This is a genomic window from Paraflavitalea pollutisoli (assembly GCF_029360705.1).
GTDB lineage: Bacteria > Bacteroidota > Bacteroidia > Chitinophagales > Chitinophagaceae > Paraflavitalea > Paraflavitalea pollutisoli.
Genome location: NZ_JARKMX010000002.1, coordinates 654,951 through 674,207 on the forward strand (window position 1 = coordinate 654,951; position 19,257 = coordinate 674,207).

The 19,257-nt window shown below is 50.7% G+C and carries 13 protein-coding genes and 2 tRNA genes; 7 read left to right on the forward strand and 8 right to left on the reverse strand.

Translation table 11 applies throughout. The features are described from left to right. Positions 1-21: 21 nt before the first annotated feature. The 6 genes from P2W70_RS07435 to P2W70_RS07460 all read right to left on the reverse strand — a co-directional run bounded on the left by P2W70_RS07435 (position 22) and on the right by P2W70_RS07460 (position 8,732). Entirely contained in the window at positions 22-933 is a 912-nt protein-coding gene (locus P2W70_RS07435) for a LamG domain-containing protein (protein WP_276480807.1), read from the reverse strand. A gap of 24 nt (positions 934-957) precedes the next feature. Then, positions 958-2,520, reverse strand: coding sequence for a RagB/SusD family nutrient uptake outer membrane protein (locus P2W70_RS07440; protein ID WP_276480808.1), 1,563 nt, complete (start codon positions 2,518-2,520; stop codon positions 958-960). A gap of 27 nt (positions 2,521-2,547) precedes the next feature. After that, complete coding sequence (locus tag P2W70_RS07445; protein ID WP_276480809.1) at positions 2,548-5,814, reverse strand: SusC/RagA family TonB-linked outer membrane protein; 3,267 nt, start codon at positions 5,812-5,814, stop codon at positions 2,548-2,550. Between the two features lie 248 nt (positions 5,815-6,062). Next, on the reverse strand, positions 6,063-7,172 hold the full coding sequence (locus P2W70_RS07450) for a FecR family protein (RefSeq protein ID WP_276480810.1): 1,110 nt from the start codon (positions 7,170-7,172) through the stop codon (positions 6,063-6,065). A gap of 638 nt (positions 7,173-7,810) precedes the next feature. Next, positions 7,811-8,560, reverse strand: coding sequence for a porin family protein (locus tag P2W70_RS07455; protein WP_276480811.1), 750 nt, complete (start codon positions 8,558-8,560; stop codon positions 7,811-7,813). A 98-nt stretch (positions 8,561-8,658) separates the two neighbouring features. Beyond that, positions 8,659-8,732: transfer RNA gene (locus P2W70_RS07460), tRNA-Ile, on the reverse strand. Positions 8,733-8,966: 234 nt separating this feature from the next. Between P2W70_RS07460 and P2W70_RS07465 the strand changes: the two genes are divergently transcribed. The 5 genes from P2W70_RS07465 to P2W70_RS07485 all read left to right on the forward strand — a co-directional run bounded on the left by P2W70_RS07465 (position 8,967) and on the right by P2W70_RS07485 (position 13,809). Beyond that, a complete protein-coding gene (locus tag P2W70_RS07465) occupies positions 8,967-9,539 on the forward strand; it encodes an RNA polymerase sigma-70 factor (protein WP_276480812.1) in 573 nt (190 codons plus the stop codon). A 104-nt stretch (positions 9,540-9,643) separates the two neighbouring features. Then, the gene (hflX, locus tag P2W70_RS07470) at positions 9,644-10,831 is read left to right on the forward strand and encodes a GTPase HflX (protein ID WP_276480813.1); all 1,188 of its coding nucleotides are present in this window, start codon (positions 9,644-9,646) and stop codon (positions 10,829-10,831) included. A 58-nt stretch (positions 10,832-10,889) separates the two neighbouring features. Then, a complete protein-coding gene (locus tag P2W70_RS07475) occupies positions 10,890-11,246 on the forward strand; it encodes a Rieske (2Fe-2S) protein (protein WP_276480814.1) in 357 nt (118 codons plus the stop codon). 264 nt (positions 11,247-11,510) lie between these two features. After that, positions 11,511-12,122 (forward strand): phosphatase PAP2 family protein, encoded by a 612-nt coding sequence (locus P2W70_RS07480; protein WP_276480815.1) that lies wholly within the window; start codon positions 11,511-11,513, stop codon positions 12,120-12,122. A gap of 34 nt (positions 12,123-12,156) precedes the next feature. Further along, positions 12,157-13,809 carry an ArnT family glycosyltransferase gene (locus P2W70_RS07485; RefSeq protein ID WP_276480816.1) on the forward strand — a complete coding sequence of 551 codons (1,653 nt, stop codon included), beginning with the start codon at positions 12,157-12,159 and terminating at the stop codon, positions 13,807-13,809. A gap of 30 nt (positions 13,810-13,839) precedes the next feature. Here P2W70_RS07485 and P2W70_RS07490 read toward each other — a convergent pair whose 3' ends face one another. Continuing rightward, positions 13,840-16,809, reverse strand: a complete 2,970-nt coding sequence (locus tag P2W70_RS07490; protein WP_276480817.1) for a PAS domain S-box protein — start codon at positions 16,807-16,809, stop codon at positions 13,840-13,842. 274 nt (positions 16,810-17,083) lie between these two features. Between P2W70_RS07490 and P2W70_RS07495 the strand changes: the two genes are divergently transcribed. Together P2W70_RS07495 and P2W70_RS07500 are read left to right on the forward strand one after the other, a co-directional pair. Then, positions 17,084-17,157 (forward strand) — tRNA-Asn (locus P2W70_RS07495). A 529-nt stretch (positions 17,158-17,686) separates the two neighbouring features. Then, a complete protein-coding gene (locus P2W70_RS07500) occupies positions 17,687-18,319 on the forward strand; it encodes a hypothetical protein (RefSeq protein ID WP_276480818.1) in 633 nt (210 codons plus the stop codon). A 79-nt stretch (positions 18,320-18,398) separates the two neighbouring features. Here the strand turns inward: P2W70_RS07500 and P2W70_RS07505 are convergent, their stop codons facing one another. Continuing rightward, positions 18,399-19,145 (reverse strand): alpha/beta fold hydrolase, encoded by a 747-nt coding sequence (locus P2W70_RS07505; RefSeq protein WP_276480819.1) that lies wholly within the window; start codon positions 19,143-19,145, stop codon positions 18,399-18,401. Positions 19,146-19,257: the final 112 nt, after the last annotated feature.

Here is a 19,257-nt window from a genome sequence, read left to right on the forward strand (position 1 = left end):
GGCGGCCTTTATCATGAATAATTATCTTCCTTGTTTTTCCAACTGGAACAAGGAGATGAGCTCTGAACCGGAGAGTGCTTTCTTATACACCCTGAACTCGTCGAGCTTGCCCGTGTAGGTTTTCATCCAGGATTCCAGTCCGTTGAAGGGTGGATTGCCCAAGTGGTTCTGATATCCCCCGAGAATGAACCGCGTAGCATTCTTGAAGGCCAATGCACCCAATGGTACACCGGTAGACGCGGTCCTCTTGGATTCAGCATCTGTAAACCCTACTTTGTTGCCGTTGGCATACATGGCAAAGGTGGAAGTGGCCTCGTCGTAGGTATAGGCGATGTGCCGCCAGCCGCTGTACATATCATTGATCCGCTTGTCACCGGTGGTTTCCATCCAGTGTTCCGCATTGGGCACGGCGGGGGTCACGTTCTTTTCAAAGTGCACCTTCACCAGCATGCGGTTCTCAGAAGCACCTGCACTTTCGATCAGCATGAAAAAATTGCCCCAGAAGGAGCCATCCTGCTTGGCCACGGTGAAAACACCCTGCGCTCCATCGGGATGCTTTTCGGTATTGATCCACATCGATACGGTGTAGCTGGTGAGCGATGCCAGCGGGCCTGCATTGGCGAATGCAATGAAAGAACTATCACCCGCCTGGTAGGCTTGTCCTTTCTTGCCGGCAGTGAAACCGCCACCGCGGCCGGTGAGGGTACCGCCGGTTACGCCACCTTTGCTATCCGCGTAGGAGCCGTCGAGCGGCCAGTACGCTACGAGGTCTGCCGGAGCGATCTCGTTTGAGTTCGTGTAATTCCCGATGGGTGGCGGATCACCTTTGGGAAAATCATCTTCCAGCTCTGCCTTGGTACAGGCTGTAGCCAATACCATCAGACCGAGCGCTACACTGGCCAGGCGGCTGCTATTTTTATATTGCGTTGTCATAACAATCGTTTTAACCGATGATGATTAGTAATTGGGGTTTTGTGTGAGGCGGTTGCCACTGAGGTCACGTTGTATTTGCGGAATGGGAAACAACTCATGTTTTCCATCCACAAAAGCCTTTCCATGGGCACGCATGACGGTACCGGCACGTCCCTGCCGTACCAGGTCGAAGAAGCGATCGTGCTCCATGGCCAACTCTACCCGGCGTTCTTTCCAAACATTATCTACGGTGCCGGTGGTGGTGCCCAGGTTTCTTTTTGCCCGCAGCTCATTGAGCTTGGTCGTTCCATCGCCATTGCCCAGCCTGGCTGCCGCTTCTGCATAGATCAGCACGACTTCTGCATAGCGGAGTATCCTGATGTTCTTGGGCTTGTAATCTTTATCGGTATAGCCATTGCAGCTGGCGGTTTCCCGGAAGGGGCTATGATACGCTTTGTAGTTATAGCGCTGGTTCTCGACCGAGTCCTGGGTGGGAATGCGGAATCCATCCCACAGCAGGGTGCCTGCGTTGGCGCCACCGGTCGCATTGATGAATATAATGGTGCCTGCCCGGCGGGTATCACCCGGCTCGTAGGCGTTGGCGAGATCGGCTGACGGGGTATTGAGGCCAAAGCCAAGATCTCCATCATACTGGAGGCCATTGACATTGTTTCTCCAGGCAGCTTTGGAGCGGGGGCCCTGACCATTGCTGTATATCTGGCTTACGGCATCGCAGTTGGTTTGTCCGCGGTGTGTGCCGGTCTGTACTTCAAAGATCGACTCGCTGTTGTTGGCTCCTACTTCCCGGAACATGCCGGCATAGTCATCGGTCAGTGCGTACCGGCCCGACGTGATGACTGCGCTGGACAGGTCGAAGGCTTTCTGGTAATTCTTTTCATACAGGTATACCTTGGCCAGCAAACCCTGCGCAGCACCTTTGGTGGCACGGCCTATGGTTGCTCCTGCATCTCCTTTCACCGGCAGGTTGTCGACCCCGTATTGCAGGTCTTCTTCTATGAGCTTATAGATGTCGGCGGCTGAGGCCCTTATTTGAATTTCATCGCTGTTGACCTCTGCCGGTGTCAATACCCGCGTGATCTTGGGTACGCCGCCGAACATTCTTACGAGGTTGAAGTAGTACAGTCCACGGAGGAACCGTACTTCGCCCAGCAGCCGGCGCTTGACCGTTTCATCAATCGTACTGGTGTTCAGGATATCGATCGCTTTGTTGGTGCGGGCGATGGCCTGGTAATGACCCAGCCACAGGTTGTTGAAAATGTCATTGGCTGGTGTGAATGTGAAATTATCCAGCTGACCGCCTGCCGAGTAGTCGCCGGCCGTACTGCCTTTATCGGAGTTGTCAGAAGTGACATCGCCGGCAAAGGCCATTAGAAACCCAACGGTATTGTTTCCAAAGCCGCCAAAATAGAGCGTGTTGTACACCCCGGTCACCAGGTTGGTGGCCGCGTTGGGGTCGGTCAGTACCTGCTCTTCGGTGATCTGCCCCTGGGGCGGCACGTCCAGGAAGCTTTTACCACAACTCAATGCTATCAGCAGCGGCACAGCCAGCAGCAGCATCCATTTACCAAGTTGTTTTATCGTTCTCATATCAAATGCGTTTGTCTGAATGATTAATTAGAAACCAAGGTTTACACCCAATGCAAATGTGCGGGTGGTGGGATATACACCCAGTTCAATGCCCGCATTGAGCGTAGGCCTGTCGCCTGTTGGCAGCAACTCTGGTGTAAAACCGGTAAACGGTGTGATGGTGATCAGGTTCTGCCCGGTGAGGTATACACGCAGGTTGTTGATGCGCCATCTGTCGAGTGTCTTCTTCGGAATGGTGTAACCGATGGTCAGGTTGTTTAACCGCAGGAAGTCACCTTTCTCGAGGAACCAGGTAGATGCCGGCAGCTGACCGGTATGTGCCCTGGGCACGGGGGTATTGGTGTTGTTGGGCGTCCAGCGGTTCTTGGCTTCATACGCTTCGAGGTTGTCTCTGGCATCGATACCACGGGTCGCTTTTTTACCATTGTAGATCTTTCCGCCTGCGGTGCCATAGGCATTGAGGCTGAAATCGAAATCATTGTAGTCTACGCCAATGGTAAAGCCGTAGGTGATCTTGGGAATATAAGCGCCATGGTAGGTACGATCGAGGTCGTTGATGATACCGTCGGGTTTACCATCGGGGCCACTGATATCGCGGTAGCGAAGATCACCGATGCGGGCATCTTTCTGGGCGGAGGCATCTATCTCGGCCTGTGACTGGAATATGCCATCATCTTGCAGCAGGAAGAAGCTACCGATGGGCTGTCCATTGTCTGACTTGGTGATATTGCCCTGGCCCGATACAGCGCCTGCGAAGAGCGCCTGGCCGCCGTTGAGTCCAATGATCTCATTTTTGTTGTAAGCGATATTACCACTGATGTTGTAGGTAAGGTCGTTGGTGATCTTATCATTCCATCCCAGCGAGAGTTCCACACCCGCATTGCGGAAGTTGGCGGCATTTACGATGGCCTGTCCATCCTGATCGCCCAGGGTGGCTGGTATGTTTACATACACCAGGGCGTCGGTTGTTTTCTTGTTGTAGTAGTCAATTTCACCGCTCAGGCGTTTGCCGAGTGTGGTAAATTCCAGCCCTACGTTGTATTCTTCGGTGATCTCCCACTTTACGTTCTTGTCATTCAACTGATCGAAGGAGATGCCCAGTTGGCCTGTGCCCTGAAAATAATACGGCACGTTGATAGTGGCCAGCGAGTAATAGAGCGAGGTGGGAATGTTGTCGTTACCAACCCTACCCCAACTACCACGCAGTTTCAGGTTACTGAAGACATCCTGGTTGGCCATGAAGTCTTCGGCCGTGATATTCCAGCCGAGACCGACCGAGGGGAAATAACCCCAGCGGTTGTCGCTGCTGAAACGCGATGTACCATCTGCCCGGAAGGTGGCCGTGAGCAGGTAGCGGCTGTCGTAAGAATAATTGACCCGGCTGATGTAGGAGTTGCGTGTCCATTTATCGCCCGAGTTGGAATTGGTGATGGTGTTATCTGCGGTACCGGTGTTGAGGAACCATTGGTTCCTGTTTTCAGGTACGTCGCGGCGGCTGCCTACGAGGCTGCTGAAGCGGTACTGCTCGGAGGTGATGCCCACCAGTACGTTCAGGCTATGCTTATCGAATGTTTTAGCGAAGGTGGCCGTATTGTCCCATACCCATTTGCTGGCCTGGTTGGAGGTAGCGGTCAGCACGCTGTTTGTTTGCTGCTGGTTGCCGCCTGCTGTGAGGAAGGTAACGGTATCACTGCCGTACTTGTATTGGTAGGTGGTGTTCTTATAAAAATCCAGGTCGACACCCATGCTGGAGCGCAGGGTGAGCCAGTCGACGGGTTTATAATCCAGCGCGAAGGTTCCCTGGAGGCGGTTGCCGATGCCGTTGTTGTAGCGCTTTTCTAGTTGCAGGAGGGGATTGGCCACGTTGTTGGCGGCTGAGGTATTGCCATAGCGGTTGCCGATCTTGGCTGGTACATAGGGAGCGGCGCGGTAGGCATTGTTCAGCACATTGGGGTCTATATCATCGAGATCGAAGCGGCTGTAGGATACGAGGGTTGACAACCTCAGCTTGCTGGTGATCCTGTAGTCGTTGTTGGAACGAAGGGTAAAGCGGTTGAACTTATTCTGCTCTACGATGCCTTCTTCGGACAGGTAGCCTGCACTCAGGAAATAGGTCATCTTATCGTTGCCGCCGGACAGCGACACGTTGTGGTTCTGGATGAAGCCTGTGCGAAGTATTTCATCGAACCAGTCGGTTTGGTGGCCTGTGAGGCGGGATGCGGGTACGAGGCTGTCGCCACTGCCGTAGTAAACACTGGCTTCGTTGAGGTAATTGGCATATTGGTTGGGGCCAGCCATGTCGACCAGGCTGGTAGCTTCCCGTACGCCTACCGTTCCATCGTATGCTACTACCATTTTACCGGTACGCCCTTTTTTGGTGGTGATGAGCAATACGCCGTTGGCCGCCCGCATACCATAGATGGCGGTGGCAGATGCGTCTTTCAGCACATCCATCGTCACGATATCGGCAGAGTTGATGTTGCGGATATCATCGGTGATGACCCCGTCTACCACGTACAACGGATTGGCGCCACCGAGCATGGTGCCGGTACCGCGAACCCGTACTACGGGTAGGCTGTTGGGCTGTCCGGAACTGATGACCTGTACGCCAGCTACGCGTCCCTGCATGGCCTGGGTGGGTGTTTGCACTGGCTGCTTGGCCAGATCGGCTCCTTTTACGGAGGCGACGGAGCCGGTGAGGTCTCTTTTGCGTTGTGTACCATAACCTACTACGACCACCTGGTCGAGGGCGGAGGAGCTGGCATTGAGGGTAATATTGATGGTCGTTTGGGTACCCACCACGACTTCCTGGGTTTCGAAGCCTACGGAAGAAATGACCAGGGTGGCATTGTCGGGCACGGTGAGGGAGAAATTGCCGTTGGCGTCGGTAGCGGTGCCGGCGTTGGAGCCTTTGATCCGGACGGAGGCGCCTACGATGGGACTTCCGACGGAGTCGGTGACCTTACCCGTGACTTCGGCGGGCTGCACGACCATATCAGCGCGTTTCAGTACGACGAGCTTTTTGTTGAGTACTTCGTAAGTCAGTGAGGTGTTTTGCAACACCCGCTGTACCACGGACAGTACTTCTTCTTCCACTGCACTGATGTTTACTTTCTGCCCTGCCGTCAACAAGTTCTCATTGTATAAGAACCGATAATCAGTCTTCTTTTCTATCGCCGCCAGGACCTTTTTGATATCGGCGGATTGCATGTTGAGGGTGATCCGGGATTGCGAATAGACGCCGGCTGACACATGCAGACAACTAATAAGGAGTATGGCAACCGTCAACTTCATGATTAATGCGAGCTTTAATAGTCCAGGCCTCCCGAAGAAATCGGGAAAAGTCCTCTTTTTTTTCATACTTTAAGCTTTGAAAAGGGTTATCAAATGGTACGTTCAACTTTGCGAGGGTTGTAAGCATACCTTAATCTTTTTCGCCAACAAACGGGGTTCCGCGCCAACGGAATCCTGTTTGCTTTTCCGGATGTATTTAAGTGCTGTTCAATTGGTACATCGGCAGTCTGTTGTTTAGTTAGTAATCGCTATCTGGATATCGTTATCGACTTTCCCTGTATGCGGTAGGTAAAGGGGGAGGTAATGGCCAGTCCTCTTAATGCTTCTCCAATCGTTTCGTCTTCAAATACCCCGGTAAACCGCATGGCGGACACGTGTTCATCTGTTAACCGGATCGTGACGCCATACCAGCGTTCGAGCCTGGTGGCCAGCTCCGGAAATGATTCGTTCGTAAAGACCAGTTTGTTATCGAGCCAGGACGTTTCGGCATAGGTGCTATCGTCCTGCTGCGAAAGTCCTTTGATCACAACCAATGCATTGCGCTGATCTTTTTGACTTTTGGCTATGTTTTCGGTCATGGGCAAGGTGTCGTTGTTGTTGACGACGATCTTTTCATGTGGCTTCAAAATGATCTTTTCGGCTGGTCTGTTTTTTAACCGTACTTCTATACTACCATGTATCAGGGCAGCTTCGGCGGTTTTGTCGTTGGGGTAAGACCGCAGGTTGAATTGCGTGCCCAACACTTTTATATCCATTTGTGCCGTATGGATGATAAATGGTTTCTTTTCATTCCGCACTACGTCAAAATAACCTTCGCCCCATAAGGTGACCTCGCGCAGGGTAGTGTTGAACTCTTTGTCGTAGGTGAGTTTGCTACCCGCATTCAGCCATACCTGTGTGCCGTCTGGTAATTGGACCTTTGTCCGGGAACCATTTTTAGTTATGATCTCGCTGGGTTGGTTCTTTACTGTTGCGGTCTGTCGGCTGGCAGCCGAAGGGAGCATCATCCAGTAAAAAAACCATGCCGTGGCAAGTACGGCGGCCGCGATGCCCACATACTTCCAATAAATACCGCGGGGCTTTCGGGCCCCTTCCAGCAGGAATGCGTTGTCGTTTGGTGACTGACCGATGGAAACCCCTTGTGCGTTCATGCGTGCCAGGTGTTGCTGGTAGCCTGCTGCCAGGATCGCTTCCTCCAACGGCGATGAACCTTGCAGCCACAGATCCGTGATGGCCTGTACGGGCACATGGAGATCCGGGTGTGTTCGCAACAGTTGCTCCAGCTCCTCCAGCTCGTTGGCCGAGGCTTCCTGCGCCAATTTTCTCGCCACTAGTTCCCAAATTCGTTCAGTCGACATAGAGTGGTTGGTTGCCTGGTTGGTTAGGTGTCTTATTGTCAAGGAGCCTGAAACCTGATCAAATCCCCCAAAGGGTTATAAAAATTATTTTTCGGTGCAGGAAGCAATCATCGATGGACTTGCAGGAATGGCCAACGCGTGGTGACGTGCCAGGAAGCAAAGTTGCGAATAGAAGGGGTTATGGTTGTCGTCGGTTTCGTGACAAGTTTTGTCATTTTCCCGGTCATGGGTCATGGAAAGGATGGAGAACACGAAATAATTAGTAGGAATCGGGCGCTTCCCGCATTATTTTTGAGGTATACCAGGCGTTCTTACTTATGCCAACTATCTGCTCCATATCAGTTGTTGGTCGCCCTGGGGCCTCTCCTTACTGCCCGGCTGGGGGTACAAAATCACTCTCGGTTTACTCTAGGTTTACTTCCGGTTTACTCTCGCTTTACTTTTGGTTTACTTGAAATACGCGACAGCTACCTGCTATCGACGCTTTAGCTATGCTGTTGCCCTGCGGCATTCCCCCCAACAAGGGTAGGGCGTGTACACTGGTCGTTCAATATATTACGGGTAATAAAAAATGCCCCGCTTTGCGCGGGGCATTTTTTTAAGCTCTTATGTCAGCCGGACGGTGGGGTCCGGTACTATTATAATCCGCTGAGGGATAAGCCGATCTGGAATGGCCTTACATCTGGTCCAAACCCTTCTTTCACGAAAGCGTTGACCTGGTAGCTGGCGAAAATGCCCAGTGCTCCGTAGCCTGCCCGGGCAGTCAGCGACAGACGGGTTCCGTTGAAATAACGCTTGGATTTTTCTTTCATCGTGTAAGCGTTGATCGTGTTACCTGTCCGGGACTGCAGGGTTTTACCTTTTACGTGTGCGCTCAGCATGGTACCGACTTTACCGCCCACGGCAAATTTCCAGCTGCGGTTGGTGTTTTCGGGGTTTGACACGAAACGCAGTTCGATGGGCGCTTCGGCAAATGTGGTGTTGAGCTTGTATTTTTTAAAGTGGTTGGTATCGGCCAGGTTGCGGAACCCGAGGGTATTGCCGCGACGACCGGTGATGTCGATCTCCATTTTATCGAAATACATGTTATCGCTGCCTACGCCTACACCGATACCTACGCTGAAGCGGGGATCGCTTTTGAAGGGCAGGTCGAACATGAAATATACGTTGAAGGTGCGGGGCAGGCCTTTTGTGTTGATGGTATCTGGTATTTGGCTCCAACTGTTGTATCCGAGTTGCAGCATAAAGTGGTCGTTGGGCCGGTTGGTGAGTTTTACCTTACTCCAATCTCTTTTTTTCTTGGGTTCGGCGGCTGTTTTAGTGCTGTCCTGGGCCATTACAGCAGTCATAGAGGCCAGGGCAACGAAAAGCGTCAGGATTTTTTTCATACCAGATAAATAATTGATCAAATGTATCCTACGAACGGTTAATGAAAGGTTAAGGTTAAAAAAATGCCCATAGCGTAGGCTACGGGCATGTATGAAGGTGGGCCCTGTTGGTATCGAACCAACGACCCCCTGATTATGAGTCAGATGCTCTAACCGACTGAGCTAAGGGCCCTCTCCGACAGGAGAAAATATGTAAAAAAAGAACTGATCGAAATTAGTGCCTTTAGCTGTGGATCGCTGTTATACTTCTACTCGCTAAAGGGGACAAAGAAAGCGCCGGGATTTCCGGCGAGTGGCAAAATTAGAGAAATTAGATTACTATGGGGAAGAAATCTACTTTATTTTTTGATTTACCTTGTGCAGGCAGCTATGGACGAGCGATGATGGTCTTTTATTAACGGTTGCTATGTTGAAGCTTGCTCATATCCCGGAAATCCAGCGTCGTATTGCGTTGTATGACGATGAGGTGGCATATAAAGAACTGTTTTGCCTGTTCTATAAGCCGCTGCTCCGGTTTGCCTATACTTTCAGCCACTCCCACGAGATGTCGGAAGAGATCGTATCGGATGTTTTTATCAGCATCTGGCAACGCCGCTCCTCGCTCGAAGCCATCCACAACCTCAAGGTATACCTATATATAAGTACCAAGAACACAGCCCTCAAGTATCTGCTAAAGTATCAAAAACAGGTGTCTATCACCATCGACGACCTGCAGGTAGAGCTGGAAAGCCACTACAATAATCCCGAGCAATTGATGATGACGGCCGAAATGCTGGCCCGGGTAGAGCAGGCGATCACCCACCTGCCACCGCGGTGCAAACTCGTTTTCAAGCTGATCAAGGAAGACGGATTGCGGTACAAAGAGGTCGCCGAAATTTTAGGGATATCGGTAAAAACCATTGACAACCAGCTAGCCATCGCTCTCGGCAAGATCGGAAAAGCGCTCAATGTGAACCTGCAAAAGGTGGTCAGGTTTTGAGCAGCGCCCGTAAATGGGTAATCCGACGCTCTTCGGGCCTTCCGGCGAGTCAAAACGTGCATTGCCATTTTAATGGTTATTTTTGCACTCAAATATTTTAGTCGTTGTTAGAGAACAAGAACATTATTCAAAAAGAAGAGAAAGCGGTACTGGCCGGTCTGGTATACAAGACGCAAACGGAAGAGCAGGTAAAAGAATACCTCGAAGAGTTGGCATTTTTGGCAGAAACCGCCGGCGCCACCGCCGTGAAACGTTACATTCAGAAGTTGCCGCACCCCGATAGCAAGACTTTTTTGGGGAAGGGTAAGCTGGAAGAGATCAAGACCTTCATTACGGGAAGGGATATCAACCTGATCATTTTTGACGATGAGCTTACCGGCTCGCAGATCAGTAATATCCAGGATGCCATCGGCATCAAGGTGATCGACCGGTCGGATCTGATCCTGGACATTTTTGCCCGCCGCGCGAAAACCGCCCAGGCAAAGATCCAGGTGGAGCTGGCGCAATACCAATACCTGATGCCACGCCTGAAGGGTATGTGGAAACACCTGGAACGCCTTGGTGGTGGTATCGGTACCCGTGGTCCCGGTGAAACGGAGATCGAAACGGACCGTCGTATCGTCAAGGAAAAGATCGCGTTGCTACGCAGAAGACTGGCGGAGATCGACAAGCAATCTTTCATTCAGCGTAAAGACCGGGGTGAATTCATCCGCGTGTCGCTCGTGGGCTATACCAACGTGGGCAAGTCGACGATCATGAACCTGCTCAGCAAGAGCGATGTATTTGCCGAGAACAAGTTGTTTGCCACGCTTGAAACGACTACCCGCAAGGTGGTGTTTGAAACGACGCCCTTCCTGCTCAGTGATACGGTTGGGTTTATCCGCAAATTGCCGCACCACCTGGTGGAGAGTTTCAAGAGTACACTCGATGAAGTGCGTGAAGCGGATATCCTGCTGCATGTGGTAGATATTTCTCATCCGCAGTATGAAGACCAGATCAATGTGGTAAACAGTACCCTGCAGGAGATGGGCGCTTATGACAAGCCGGTGATCACCATTTTTAATAAAATGGACCTCTACGAAAAGAACACGTTTGACCCGTGGCTGGAAGAAGAGGTAAAGGGGGAGATCCTGAAAGAGCTGAAGGAAAGCTGGCAAAACACCTTACAAGGTAATTGCGTATTTATTTCTGCCCTGGAAAGGCGCAACCTCGACGAGCTGCGTGCAACGATCCTCAACAAGGTGAAGGACCTGTACCTGATCCGTTATCCCTACAAGACCAATTACTTCTAGTCTTACGCATAGACATCCCGGGCTGCGCCCGGGATGTTGCTTTTGTACTATTCAACGCATGGCTGACAAAAAATACATCTGGCACCTGATCGCCGCCAGCGAAGCGGAACTTTTTCTGAACACCAATAACATGTCGGTGGTGGAGGTAAAAGGCAAGAAGATCTGCGTAGGTAAATTTGACAATGCGCTTTTCGGTTTTGCTTATAAATGTCCACATGCGAGCGGCATCATGGCCGACGGTTATATCGACGCCTTGGGCAATGTGGTTTGTCCGCTGCACCGCTATAAGTTCAGCATCAAGAGTGGGCGCAATACCAGTGGCGAAGGATATTACCTGAAGACGTATCCCATCGAGCAACGTGAAGAAGGTTTGTTCGTAGGGTTGCCTGATCAGGGACTCTTTGGTTTGTGGTAATGCGTGTTGGCGATACTTCTCCCTGTTGATTTATATCTGCGCGCATCAGGCTCCCGTTATCTTATCGCATTCTTATTTCTGCGTTAACTTATTGTATCTACTCCCTGCGGGCTGACCTCTCAACTGTAGAGAAAAGGACTGGAGCTGTCGAAGGATGCTGCCCAGTGGTCGCCTTTAATGCAACATTAATCCTATCGTGATATTGGGGTAATAAGCAAGCTTGATTTTTGGTGACATCCGTATACGTTCACCAAACTCAAGGCTATGGACTTCTGGGAAATACTCGAGGCTGTCGACAAAAATATTTTCTCCTTCATTCATGCCGAAGCGTCAACACCCGCGCTGGATGGGTTTATGAAATTGCTTCGCAATGCAGCGACCTGGGTTCCTTTGTATGCCTTTATGGCTTACTGGGTCATCCGGTTTCATCGAAAATATGCGTGGCAATTCATCCTGCTGACGGTGGCTTGTTTTGCCGTTACAGATTTCGTGAGCGCCAGTATCATCAAGCCCTGGGTAGGCAGGCTACGTCCTTGTTACGAGCCCGACCTGCAATCGATCATTCGCGGCCTGGTTGGTTGTGGTGGTCAATATGGTTTCCCTTCGTCTCATGCTTCCAATCATTTTGGGCTTGCCACTTTCTGGTTCCTGACCATACAACGGATAGCTGGCAAAAAATGGTTCATTCTGTGGGTGTGGGCTTTCGCCGTTTGTTATGCGCAGGTCTATGTGGGCAAACATTATCCACTCGATGTGATGGGTGGGGCGCTGTTGGGCGTTGTTACAGGATCCACCTGTGCCTGGTTCTATGACCGGTGGTTGTTTCCCGAGCGGCGTAAATCGAGTTACCAACCTATGCCCGGACTTAGTTCATAATTTCTTTACGCCGTCGTTTTACCTTTAGGCCCTCATGCGCAATACTCCTTCTGTACGTGCTACCGACAACCGGTATCAGCTATTGATGTATTTAGCCGTTCTGGTCAACCTGAGCGGCTTGTTCATTACCATACTCGGGCCTGATGGCGCGCTGTATGCATCCATTGCGAAGACGATGGTGCAAAGGAACAATTACATCGAGTTGTTTGGGGAAGGCAAGGAATGGCTCGACAAACCACACTTTCCCTTTTGGATAACCGCGTTATCGTTCAAGGCTTTTAGGTTTACCAGCTGGGCTTATAAACTGCCGGCTATCGCATTTTTGTTGATGGGGGCACGCTATACCTGGTTACTGGCCAGGGATCTCTATGGTGAAAAAGTGGCCTGGTGGTCGGCGATCATTTTATTGACGGCAGAACATATTATCTTATCCAATAACGACGTTCGCGCAGAGCCCTATCTTACCGGACTGATCATTGCCAGTGTGTACCATTTTTACCGGGCGGCTTATGGTGGCAGCTATTGGCAAGTAGTGGCGGGGGCTTTGTTTGCCGGTTGTGCGATCATGACCAAAGGGCCTTTTGCGATTGTGCCGATCGGGGGAGCGATCGCTGCGGACCTGTTGTTAAAAAGGAACTGGAAGCAGGTATTCCACTGGCGCTGGGTTGTGGCTGCTGTATTAATCTGCATGTTTATCACTCCTGAATTGTATTGCCTATGGTATCAATTCGATGCACACCCTGAGAAGGTGGTATTTGGCAGAACGGGCGTATCGGGCATCAAGTTCTTTTTCTGGGATAGCCAGTTTGGCCGGTTTATGAATACCGGACCAATCAAAGGTAAGGGTGATCCATCCTTCTTCCTGCATACCACCTTATGGGCCTTCTTACCCTGGTCGATCTTGTTGTTCGTGGCTGTGGGGAGAAAGATCCGTGCAGGTTTCAGGGAGGTGGCTGCCATTGAATGGATCACCCTGGGGGGCGCCCTGCCTTGTTTCCTGTTGTTTTCGGCATCGCGGTTTCAGTTGCCGCATTATATCAATATCATATTCCCCTTTTTCGCTATCCTGACCGCCCAGTTTGTGTTGGGAGAACTCAAGCCGGGCATGCAAAGGTTTGTACGTGTTGTGCAAACCGTGATCATCGTGTTGCTGCCAGTATTGGCGGCAGGTGTACATTGGTTGTTTCGTCCGGGGCATACGATCGAGTTGATGGTAGTAATCGTGCTGGCTGCGGGACTTGCTTTCTATCTGCGCCCCGTGTTGTCCAGGGGGCCCGGTGTTCTGTATATGCTGGCCAGAACGGCACTGGTAGCAGTTGTGATCAATCTTTACCTGAACCTCGTCTTTTATCCCGCCTTGCTGAAATATCAATCGGGTAGTGAAGCGGCGTTTGTGGCAAACCAACAATACCCTGGCATTCCAGTCGTACAGATCGGTGTTTATTCGTATGCCTGGGAGTTTTATGCTGCTGCTCCATTAACGACATTGCAGCAATTGAGTGACACGTCGCGACTGGTGCAACGGCCTGTCGTGGTGTATACGCCTGTAGAGCTGGTTTCAGCGGCTGGCTGGCAGCCGCTGAAAACCTTTGATCATTTTCACGTAAGCAGGTTGACGTTTACCTTGCTCAACCATGCTACGCGGTCTGCTGCCGTAGAGCACTATGGATTGTACCTGTTGCGGTAGTGTTTGCTACTGGTCGGCTGGGGTGCTGCCTCATATCAGCGCCCGGTCAATCTCCATTTTGATCATGGGGGCCACGTGATAATAGGCGGCGATGCATTCATTGATCATCGGGACAATCTCCTTCAGCCCTTGTTGGTTACGGGCGCTGGTTTCGATGGTGGTCATTATTTCGTGCAGGTCTTTTACCTGTATGATACCGAGGCTGCTTTTGAGCTTGTGCGCGAGCTCCACTACGCCTTTCCAATCTTCTTTTATGGCCAACTGCTTCAATTCATCGAGGCCCGCAGGAACCGTGTTCTCAAATACGGTATGGATCTCCCGGATGGCTTTGTCATTATTGAGTTGCATGAGCATGGAGATATCGAACACGGGGTTATCTGCTACGGGTGATTTCATGAACGTTTGTGGGGCATTGGCATCTTTGCGTAAGAGGAATCGATCGAGGCAACGGCGCAGCTCTTCCGGCGCGAATGGCTTGGCGACATAATCATTGGCACCGATCTGCAGACAACGTGATCTTTCGTTGCGCAGTACGCTGGCTGTTAGCACGACAATAGGCACATTGAGTTTGAGTTGCCGGCGAATGTAGTCGGTGGCCTGAAAACCGTCCATCACCGGCATGTGCAGGTCCATCATGACCAGGTCTGTCTTGTTTTTTTCCAGCCACCGTACGGCGTCACGACCATTCTCCACGACGGTTGTGTCGATATGATATTGTTCGAGGTTATATTTCAGTACGCGCTGGTTGACGTCATTGTCTTCTACGATGAGCACATGGTGGCCTGAATAGTTGTCCAGCTCACTACGCTGTGGTATGGCTTGCGTATTGCCGCGAGCGACTTCTTCTTTAGTAGAAATGGCAAAGGGCAACAATATGGTGAAGGTTGTGCCTGCACCGGGTTTGCTGGCCACATCGATGCTTCCTTTCTGTAACTCTGCCAAACGTTTGGTGATGGCGAGGCCAAGGCCTGTACCACCAAAACGGCGGGTGGTATCGGAAGAGGCTTGTGAGAAACTTTCAAAGATGAGGTCCAGTTGTTTGCTGTCGATACCAATCCCTGAATCGCTGACCTGGAAATTGATGATGGCTGCTTTATCCTGTCGTTCCCGTACATTGATCTCCAGGCTTACATATCCTTGTTCTGTAAACTTGATGGCGTTGCTCAGCAGGTTGTTGAGTATCTGGCTGAGACGATGGGGATCGCCCAGGAGGTATATCGGAACACCAGGGTGAAGGAGCGTTGAAAAGGTCAATTGTTTTTCAGCAGCCTTCATGCGGAAGGTGGCATTGATGGTTTGCAGCACTTCTTTGAGATCGAAAGGAATTTTCTCGATGCTGATCTTGCCCGCTTTGATCTTGGAGAGGTCGAGGATATCATTGATCAGCACCAACAGGTTATCTGACGACTGCTTGATGATGTGCACGTATTCCCGCTGCTGTTCGCGCAGGGGTGTTTGCATGAGGAGGTTCGTCATGCCCAGGATACCATTCATGGGGGTGCGGATCTCGTGACTCATGTTGGCCAGGAACTGCTCCTGCAGGGTTTCTGCAGACTCCGCCTTCTGGCGGGCAGCAATCATTTCCTGTCTGGCTTTGACGGACTCGGTAATGTCTTTCATGAAGCCGCTCAGTCCGATCAGGTTATTGTCTTTATCGTACAGCGGGAATTTGATCGTCAGCATGTGGTGCTCGCCGTCGGCGAGTTGCAAGACATCTTCCAGTTCGACCGACTTGCGGTTTTGCAGCACTTCTTTATCGGCGGTATCGTACCGTTCGGCCGACTGTCGGTTGCTCTGTACCTGGTACACCGTTTTGCCGATGATATCTTCGTCGGCGAGGCCGAATACTTCCCGGCACTGCCGGTTGGCTACCAGGTAACGCCCTTCCAGGTCTTTGACGTAGATCATCAACGGTGCGTTGTCGAGGATGGCTTGTATGCGGTATTGGTATTCTTTCTGTTCGGCTTCGATCTTTTCGAGCTTCTGTCGTACCAGTTCCTGTTCTGTAACGTCTTTTACCACACATTGAAAACCCACAGCTCTCCCATCGCGTTCTAACAGTATTGCATTTTGCTCTACCCACCGGATGCCATTGTTTTTGTATATGATCGGGAATGTGAGGGTAGTCTCGCGGATGCGGGCCTGGAACTGTTCGTAATAGGCGGCGGCGACTTTCGGGATATGGTCGGGCGGAATAAGCACGGAGAAATGTTTTCCCAGCAGCTCTTCCGGAAGGTATCCCGTTAATGTTTCGACCTGTTTGCTGATGAAGGTGAAGTTGCCCTGGATGTCGGCGGTATAGGTAATGACGTCGGCGTTCTCTACAAACTCGCGGTATTTGGCTTCGCTTTGCATCAACTCTTCTTCTGCTTTGCGGCGTAGTTGAATATCCCTGCTGAGGCGATAAAGAAGAATGCCGATAAATACCAATACGGCTATTGCGCCGATGATGGAGGTGCGCAAGGCCTGGCGGCTGGACTCCCGAAAGCGGATGATGCTGTCTTCGAGCAGGAGTTCCTGGGCTGCTTTCATGGTGGCGAGACTTGATGAGATCTGGTCCATCAGTTTTTTGCCCCGCAGGCTGGCGGTGAGGTGCATGGCGCTGTCGATGGAGACCTTGCGCGCCTGCACGATCTCTTGCTGGAAGGCGTCTTTTTCGTTGATGAGCCGGGTGATGGTATGGAGTCGCTGAATCTGGTCGATATTGCTAGCGACCAGGCTGCGTACACTGTCGATGCTGGCGGCGATGATTTTGTTGTATCTAGGCAGGTGGCTGATAAAAATATAGTCACCGGTGATGGTGTATCCCCGAACGGCGGATTCTTTGGAGGTGATGAGGATCTGAACGGTGTCGAGTGCGTTGATGACACTGTTGTTGTGGGTAAGCAGCTGCTGGGCTTGTTGGGCACGACGCCGGTCTTTTGATGCTACGCCCAAAAAGAAGGCTACGCCACCGATAACTATCACTATGACAAATAATATAGACCTGTATGCCTTCATGGATGATTGGGCTTATTAATTCATGGCTTGAACGGTGGGACGGGATCAGATAGGAAGTTACTATAATTTGTTGTGTATGATGGGGTATTGCAGGGGGTGGCGGAGTGAAAATATTTTCTGAAAAAAAACGTCAAAAGGAATTGGAGATTTAAATAAATTCCTATTTTTGCAACCCCTTACAGGGACATGCGTTGAAAGGATGGCTAAAGTCCTGACATTCATTCCGAAAAAGGGGTAAGCCAGGTACCTAAAAAGGTCAATTTGGCAAACAAATTCCTCCTTAGCTCAGTTGGTTAGAGCATCTGACTGTTAATCAGAGGGTCTCAGGTTCAAGTCCTGAAGGGGGAGCTTAAATATCAAGAACTTAGAAGGTCGCGTCAGCGGCCTTTTTTGTTTTTTGCCAGCAATTTCCAACTGGTGCTTGCAGCCCTGAAAAACTTACGGGATAGATGAAAAGGTTACCCGGAGAAACTTGCCTTTATTTTAAACGGAAGTAAGGGCTATCGTGGATGACCAAACAGACCAGATTATGATTACACCGGGAACGGAAGAATAGTTAATGTGCCTTAAAATTAATGCAAATTGATTAGGTCTTACACCGCGCTAATTCCTGCCAACAACTACGAGGTCTCGTTCAACTCCCGAAAATCAATTCGCAGAATAGCGCCCACACGCAGGATTATACCAGCAACCAACGGATAGCCTAACCGGCGCCAATCACTCAATTTATCTTCCAGCTACACGAATAATACCCGGCTACACACCCATAGCCGATAACTTGCTGCCTCATTAACGCTCTATACCGGCTTAACATCGTACACTATCTGCTACTCTGAAGTGCATGACGTAGGCGGGCGTGTTTAAATAGAGACAACCAATGAAATACTTACTAATTATTGCCCTTCTAGCCTGCTCAGTGACAGTCCATGCTCAGTCGCACAAACACTTATACACGCAGGCAGAGAATGAAAGGCTATTACGGCTACTGGACTCCACTCACCAGGCCTTGTTGAGCATAGTCAGCCGGCTTTCTGAGCAGCAGTTCTCCCACCACGTCGACATCGTCTCCTGGTCTGCGAACGATATAGTCGAACACCTGGGCCTCATCGATGAGGGCTACATACGGGAATTGTGGTTTACATTGGCTCAACCGGTTTTTCCAGACAGCTACGCAGACTCGACAAAAGGGGGTGACGAAAAAGCGATGGCCTATGCTACTCAACCTGAAAAAGGCAGAGCCAGGGGAACCAATTTGCCCAGGAACCGATACTGCGATAAGCAAACCTGTGTGCGCATTTTTACCGAAGCCAACGAGTTGGCCAAACAGTTTTATATCGCAAATGCGTCAAAAGACCTGAGAAGACAATATGTTTTCAGGATAGATAGCAAAGGCGTTCGGAGCATCAAAGATGCTCATCAATTGGGCTTGCTGCTTGTCGCCCATCGTATGAGGCATATCGATCAGTTAAAAAGGATCATAGCAGATCCCAGGTTTGCAAAGGCCGATTAAAAGACACACTAATATCTCAACATTCTTTACCTGGATCACCAGGAGATAAACTTATTACACAACTTTCAAATAATGCAGATTACAATCGGGGCTTACAGAAATTGCCAATAAGCCCCAGCACCTCCTCAAAGTTCGTTTCCAGCACCCAATGGCTGCCCTCGATCATATGCACTTCGGCATTGGGCAGGTCCCGCTTATAGCAGGCAGCTACTTCAGCATTAAAGAACGGATCATACTTCCCCCATATTACGATGGCACGCGGTTGGTGCGTGCGGAAATACTCCTGAAATACAGGATACATCGCCATGTGGTTCTTATAATCGCAATTGAGTTCATACTGCATGTCTATATTACCCGGCCGCTTCATGGATTCCCAATCCAGCAGGGGCAACTCCGGACTGATGGCTGACAACAAATGCGCTGGTACCCCTGCCGTGTATTGCCATTTCACTCCTTCCTCACTGAGGAACCCATACAGCTTTTCCTTCTTTTCGGGTGTGGGATTGGCCCAGTACGCCCGCATCTCATCCCATATCTTTTCAACGCCTTCCTCATAGGCATTACCACTCTGCACAATGATGCCTTCAATCTTTTCCGGATGATGAATACACAGCTGAAGACCAACAGGGCACCCATAGTCATGCAAATAGATTGTAAAGGACTTCAACCCAATCGCCTCTGTAAATTGGTTCATGCAGGCGCCTATCTTCTTAAACGTATATTCGAACTCCTCCGGGGACGGGAATCCACTGAACCCAAACCCGGGAAAATCAGGCGCCACCAGGTAATACCTGTCTGACAAAGCCGTCATCAGGTTTTTAAACATGATCTAAGAGGTGGGAAAACCAGGCAGTAGTAATAGCGAAGGATTATTGCTGTCTCCAGCCTCCCGGTAGAAGATGTCGACCTGGTCGACCTTTATCGTTCGGTTATAGATT

Bases quoted from the DNA above. Each gene is read 5' to 3' on its own strand.
- P2W70_RS07490 (WP_276480817.1), bottom strand. From the start codon at position 16,809: ATGAAGGCATACAGGTCTATATTATTTGTCATAGTGATAGTTATCGGT.
- P2W70_RS07445 (WP_276480809.1), bottom strand. From the start codon at position 5,814: ATGAAGTTGACGGTTGCCATACTCCTTATTAGTTGTCTGCATGTGTCA.
- P2W70_RS07505 (WP_276480819.1), bottom strand. From the start codon at position 19,145: ATGTTTAAAAACCTGATGACGGCTTTGTCAGACAGGTATTACCTGGTG.
- P2W70_RS07475 (WP_276480814.1), top strand. From the start codon at position 10,890: ATGGCTGACAAAAAATACATCTGGCACCTGATCGCCGCCAGCGAAGCG.
- P2W70_RS07435 (WP_276480807.1), bottom strand. From the start codon at position 933: ATGACAACGCAATATAAAAATAGCAGCCGCCTGGCCAGTGTAGCGCTC.
- P2W70_RS07465 (WP_276480812.1), top strand. From the start codon at position 8,967: ATGTTGAAGCTTGCTCATATCCCGGAAATCCAGCGTCGTATTGCGTTG.
- P2W70_RS07440 (WP_276480808.1), bottom strand. From the start codon at position 2,520: ATGAGAACGATAAAACAACTTGGTAAATGGATGCTGCTGCTGGCTGTG.
- P2W70_RS07480 (WP_276480815.1), top strand. From the start codon at position 11,511: ATGGACTTCTGGGAAATACTCGAGGCTGTCGACAAAAATATTTTCTCC.
- P2W70_RS07485 (WP_276480816.1), top strand. From the start codon at position 12,157: ATGCGCAATACTCCTTCTGTACGTGCTACCGACAACCGGTATCAGCTA.
- P2W70_RS07500 (WP_276480818.1), top strand. From the start codon at position 17,687: ATGAAATACTTACTAATTATTGCCCTTCTAGCCTGCTCAGTGACAGTC.
- P2W70_RS07450 (WP_276480810.1), bottom strand. From the start codon at position 7,172: ATGTCGACTGAACGAATTTGGGAACTAGTGGCGAGAAAATTGGCGCAG.
- P2W70_RS07455 (WP_276480811.1), bottom strand. From the start codon at position 8,560: ATGAAAAAAATCCTGACGCTTTTCGTTGCCCTGGCCTCTATGACTGCT.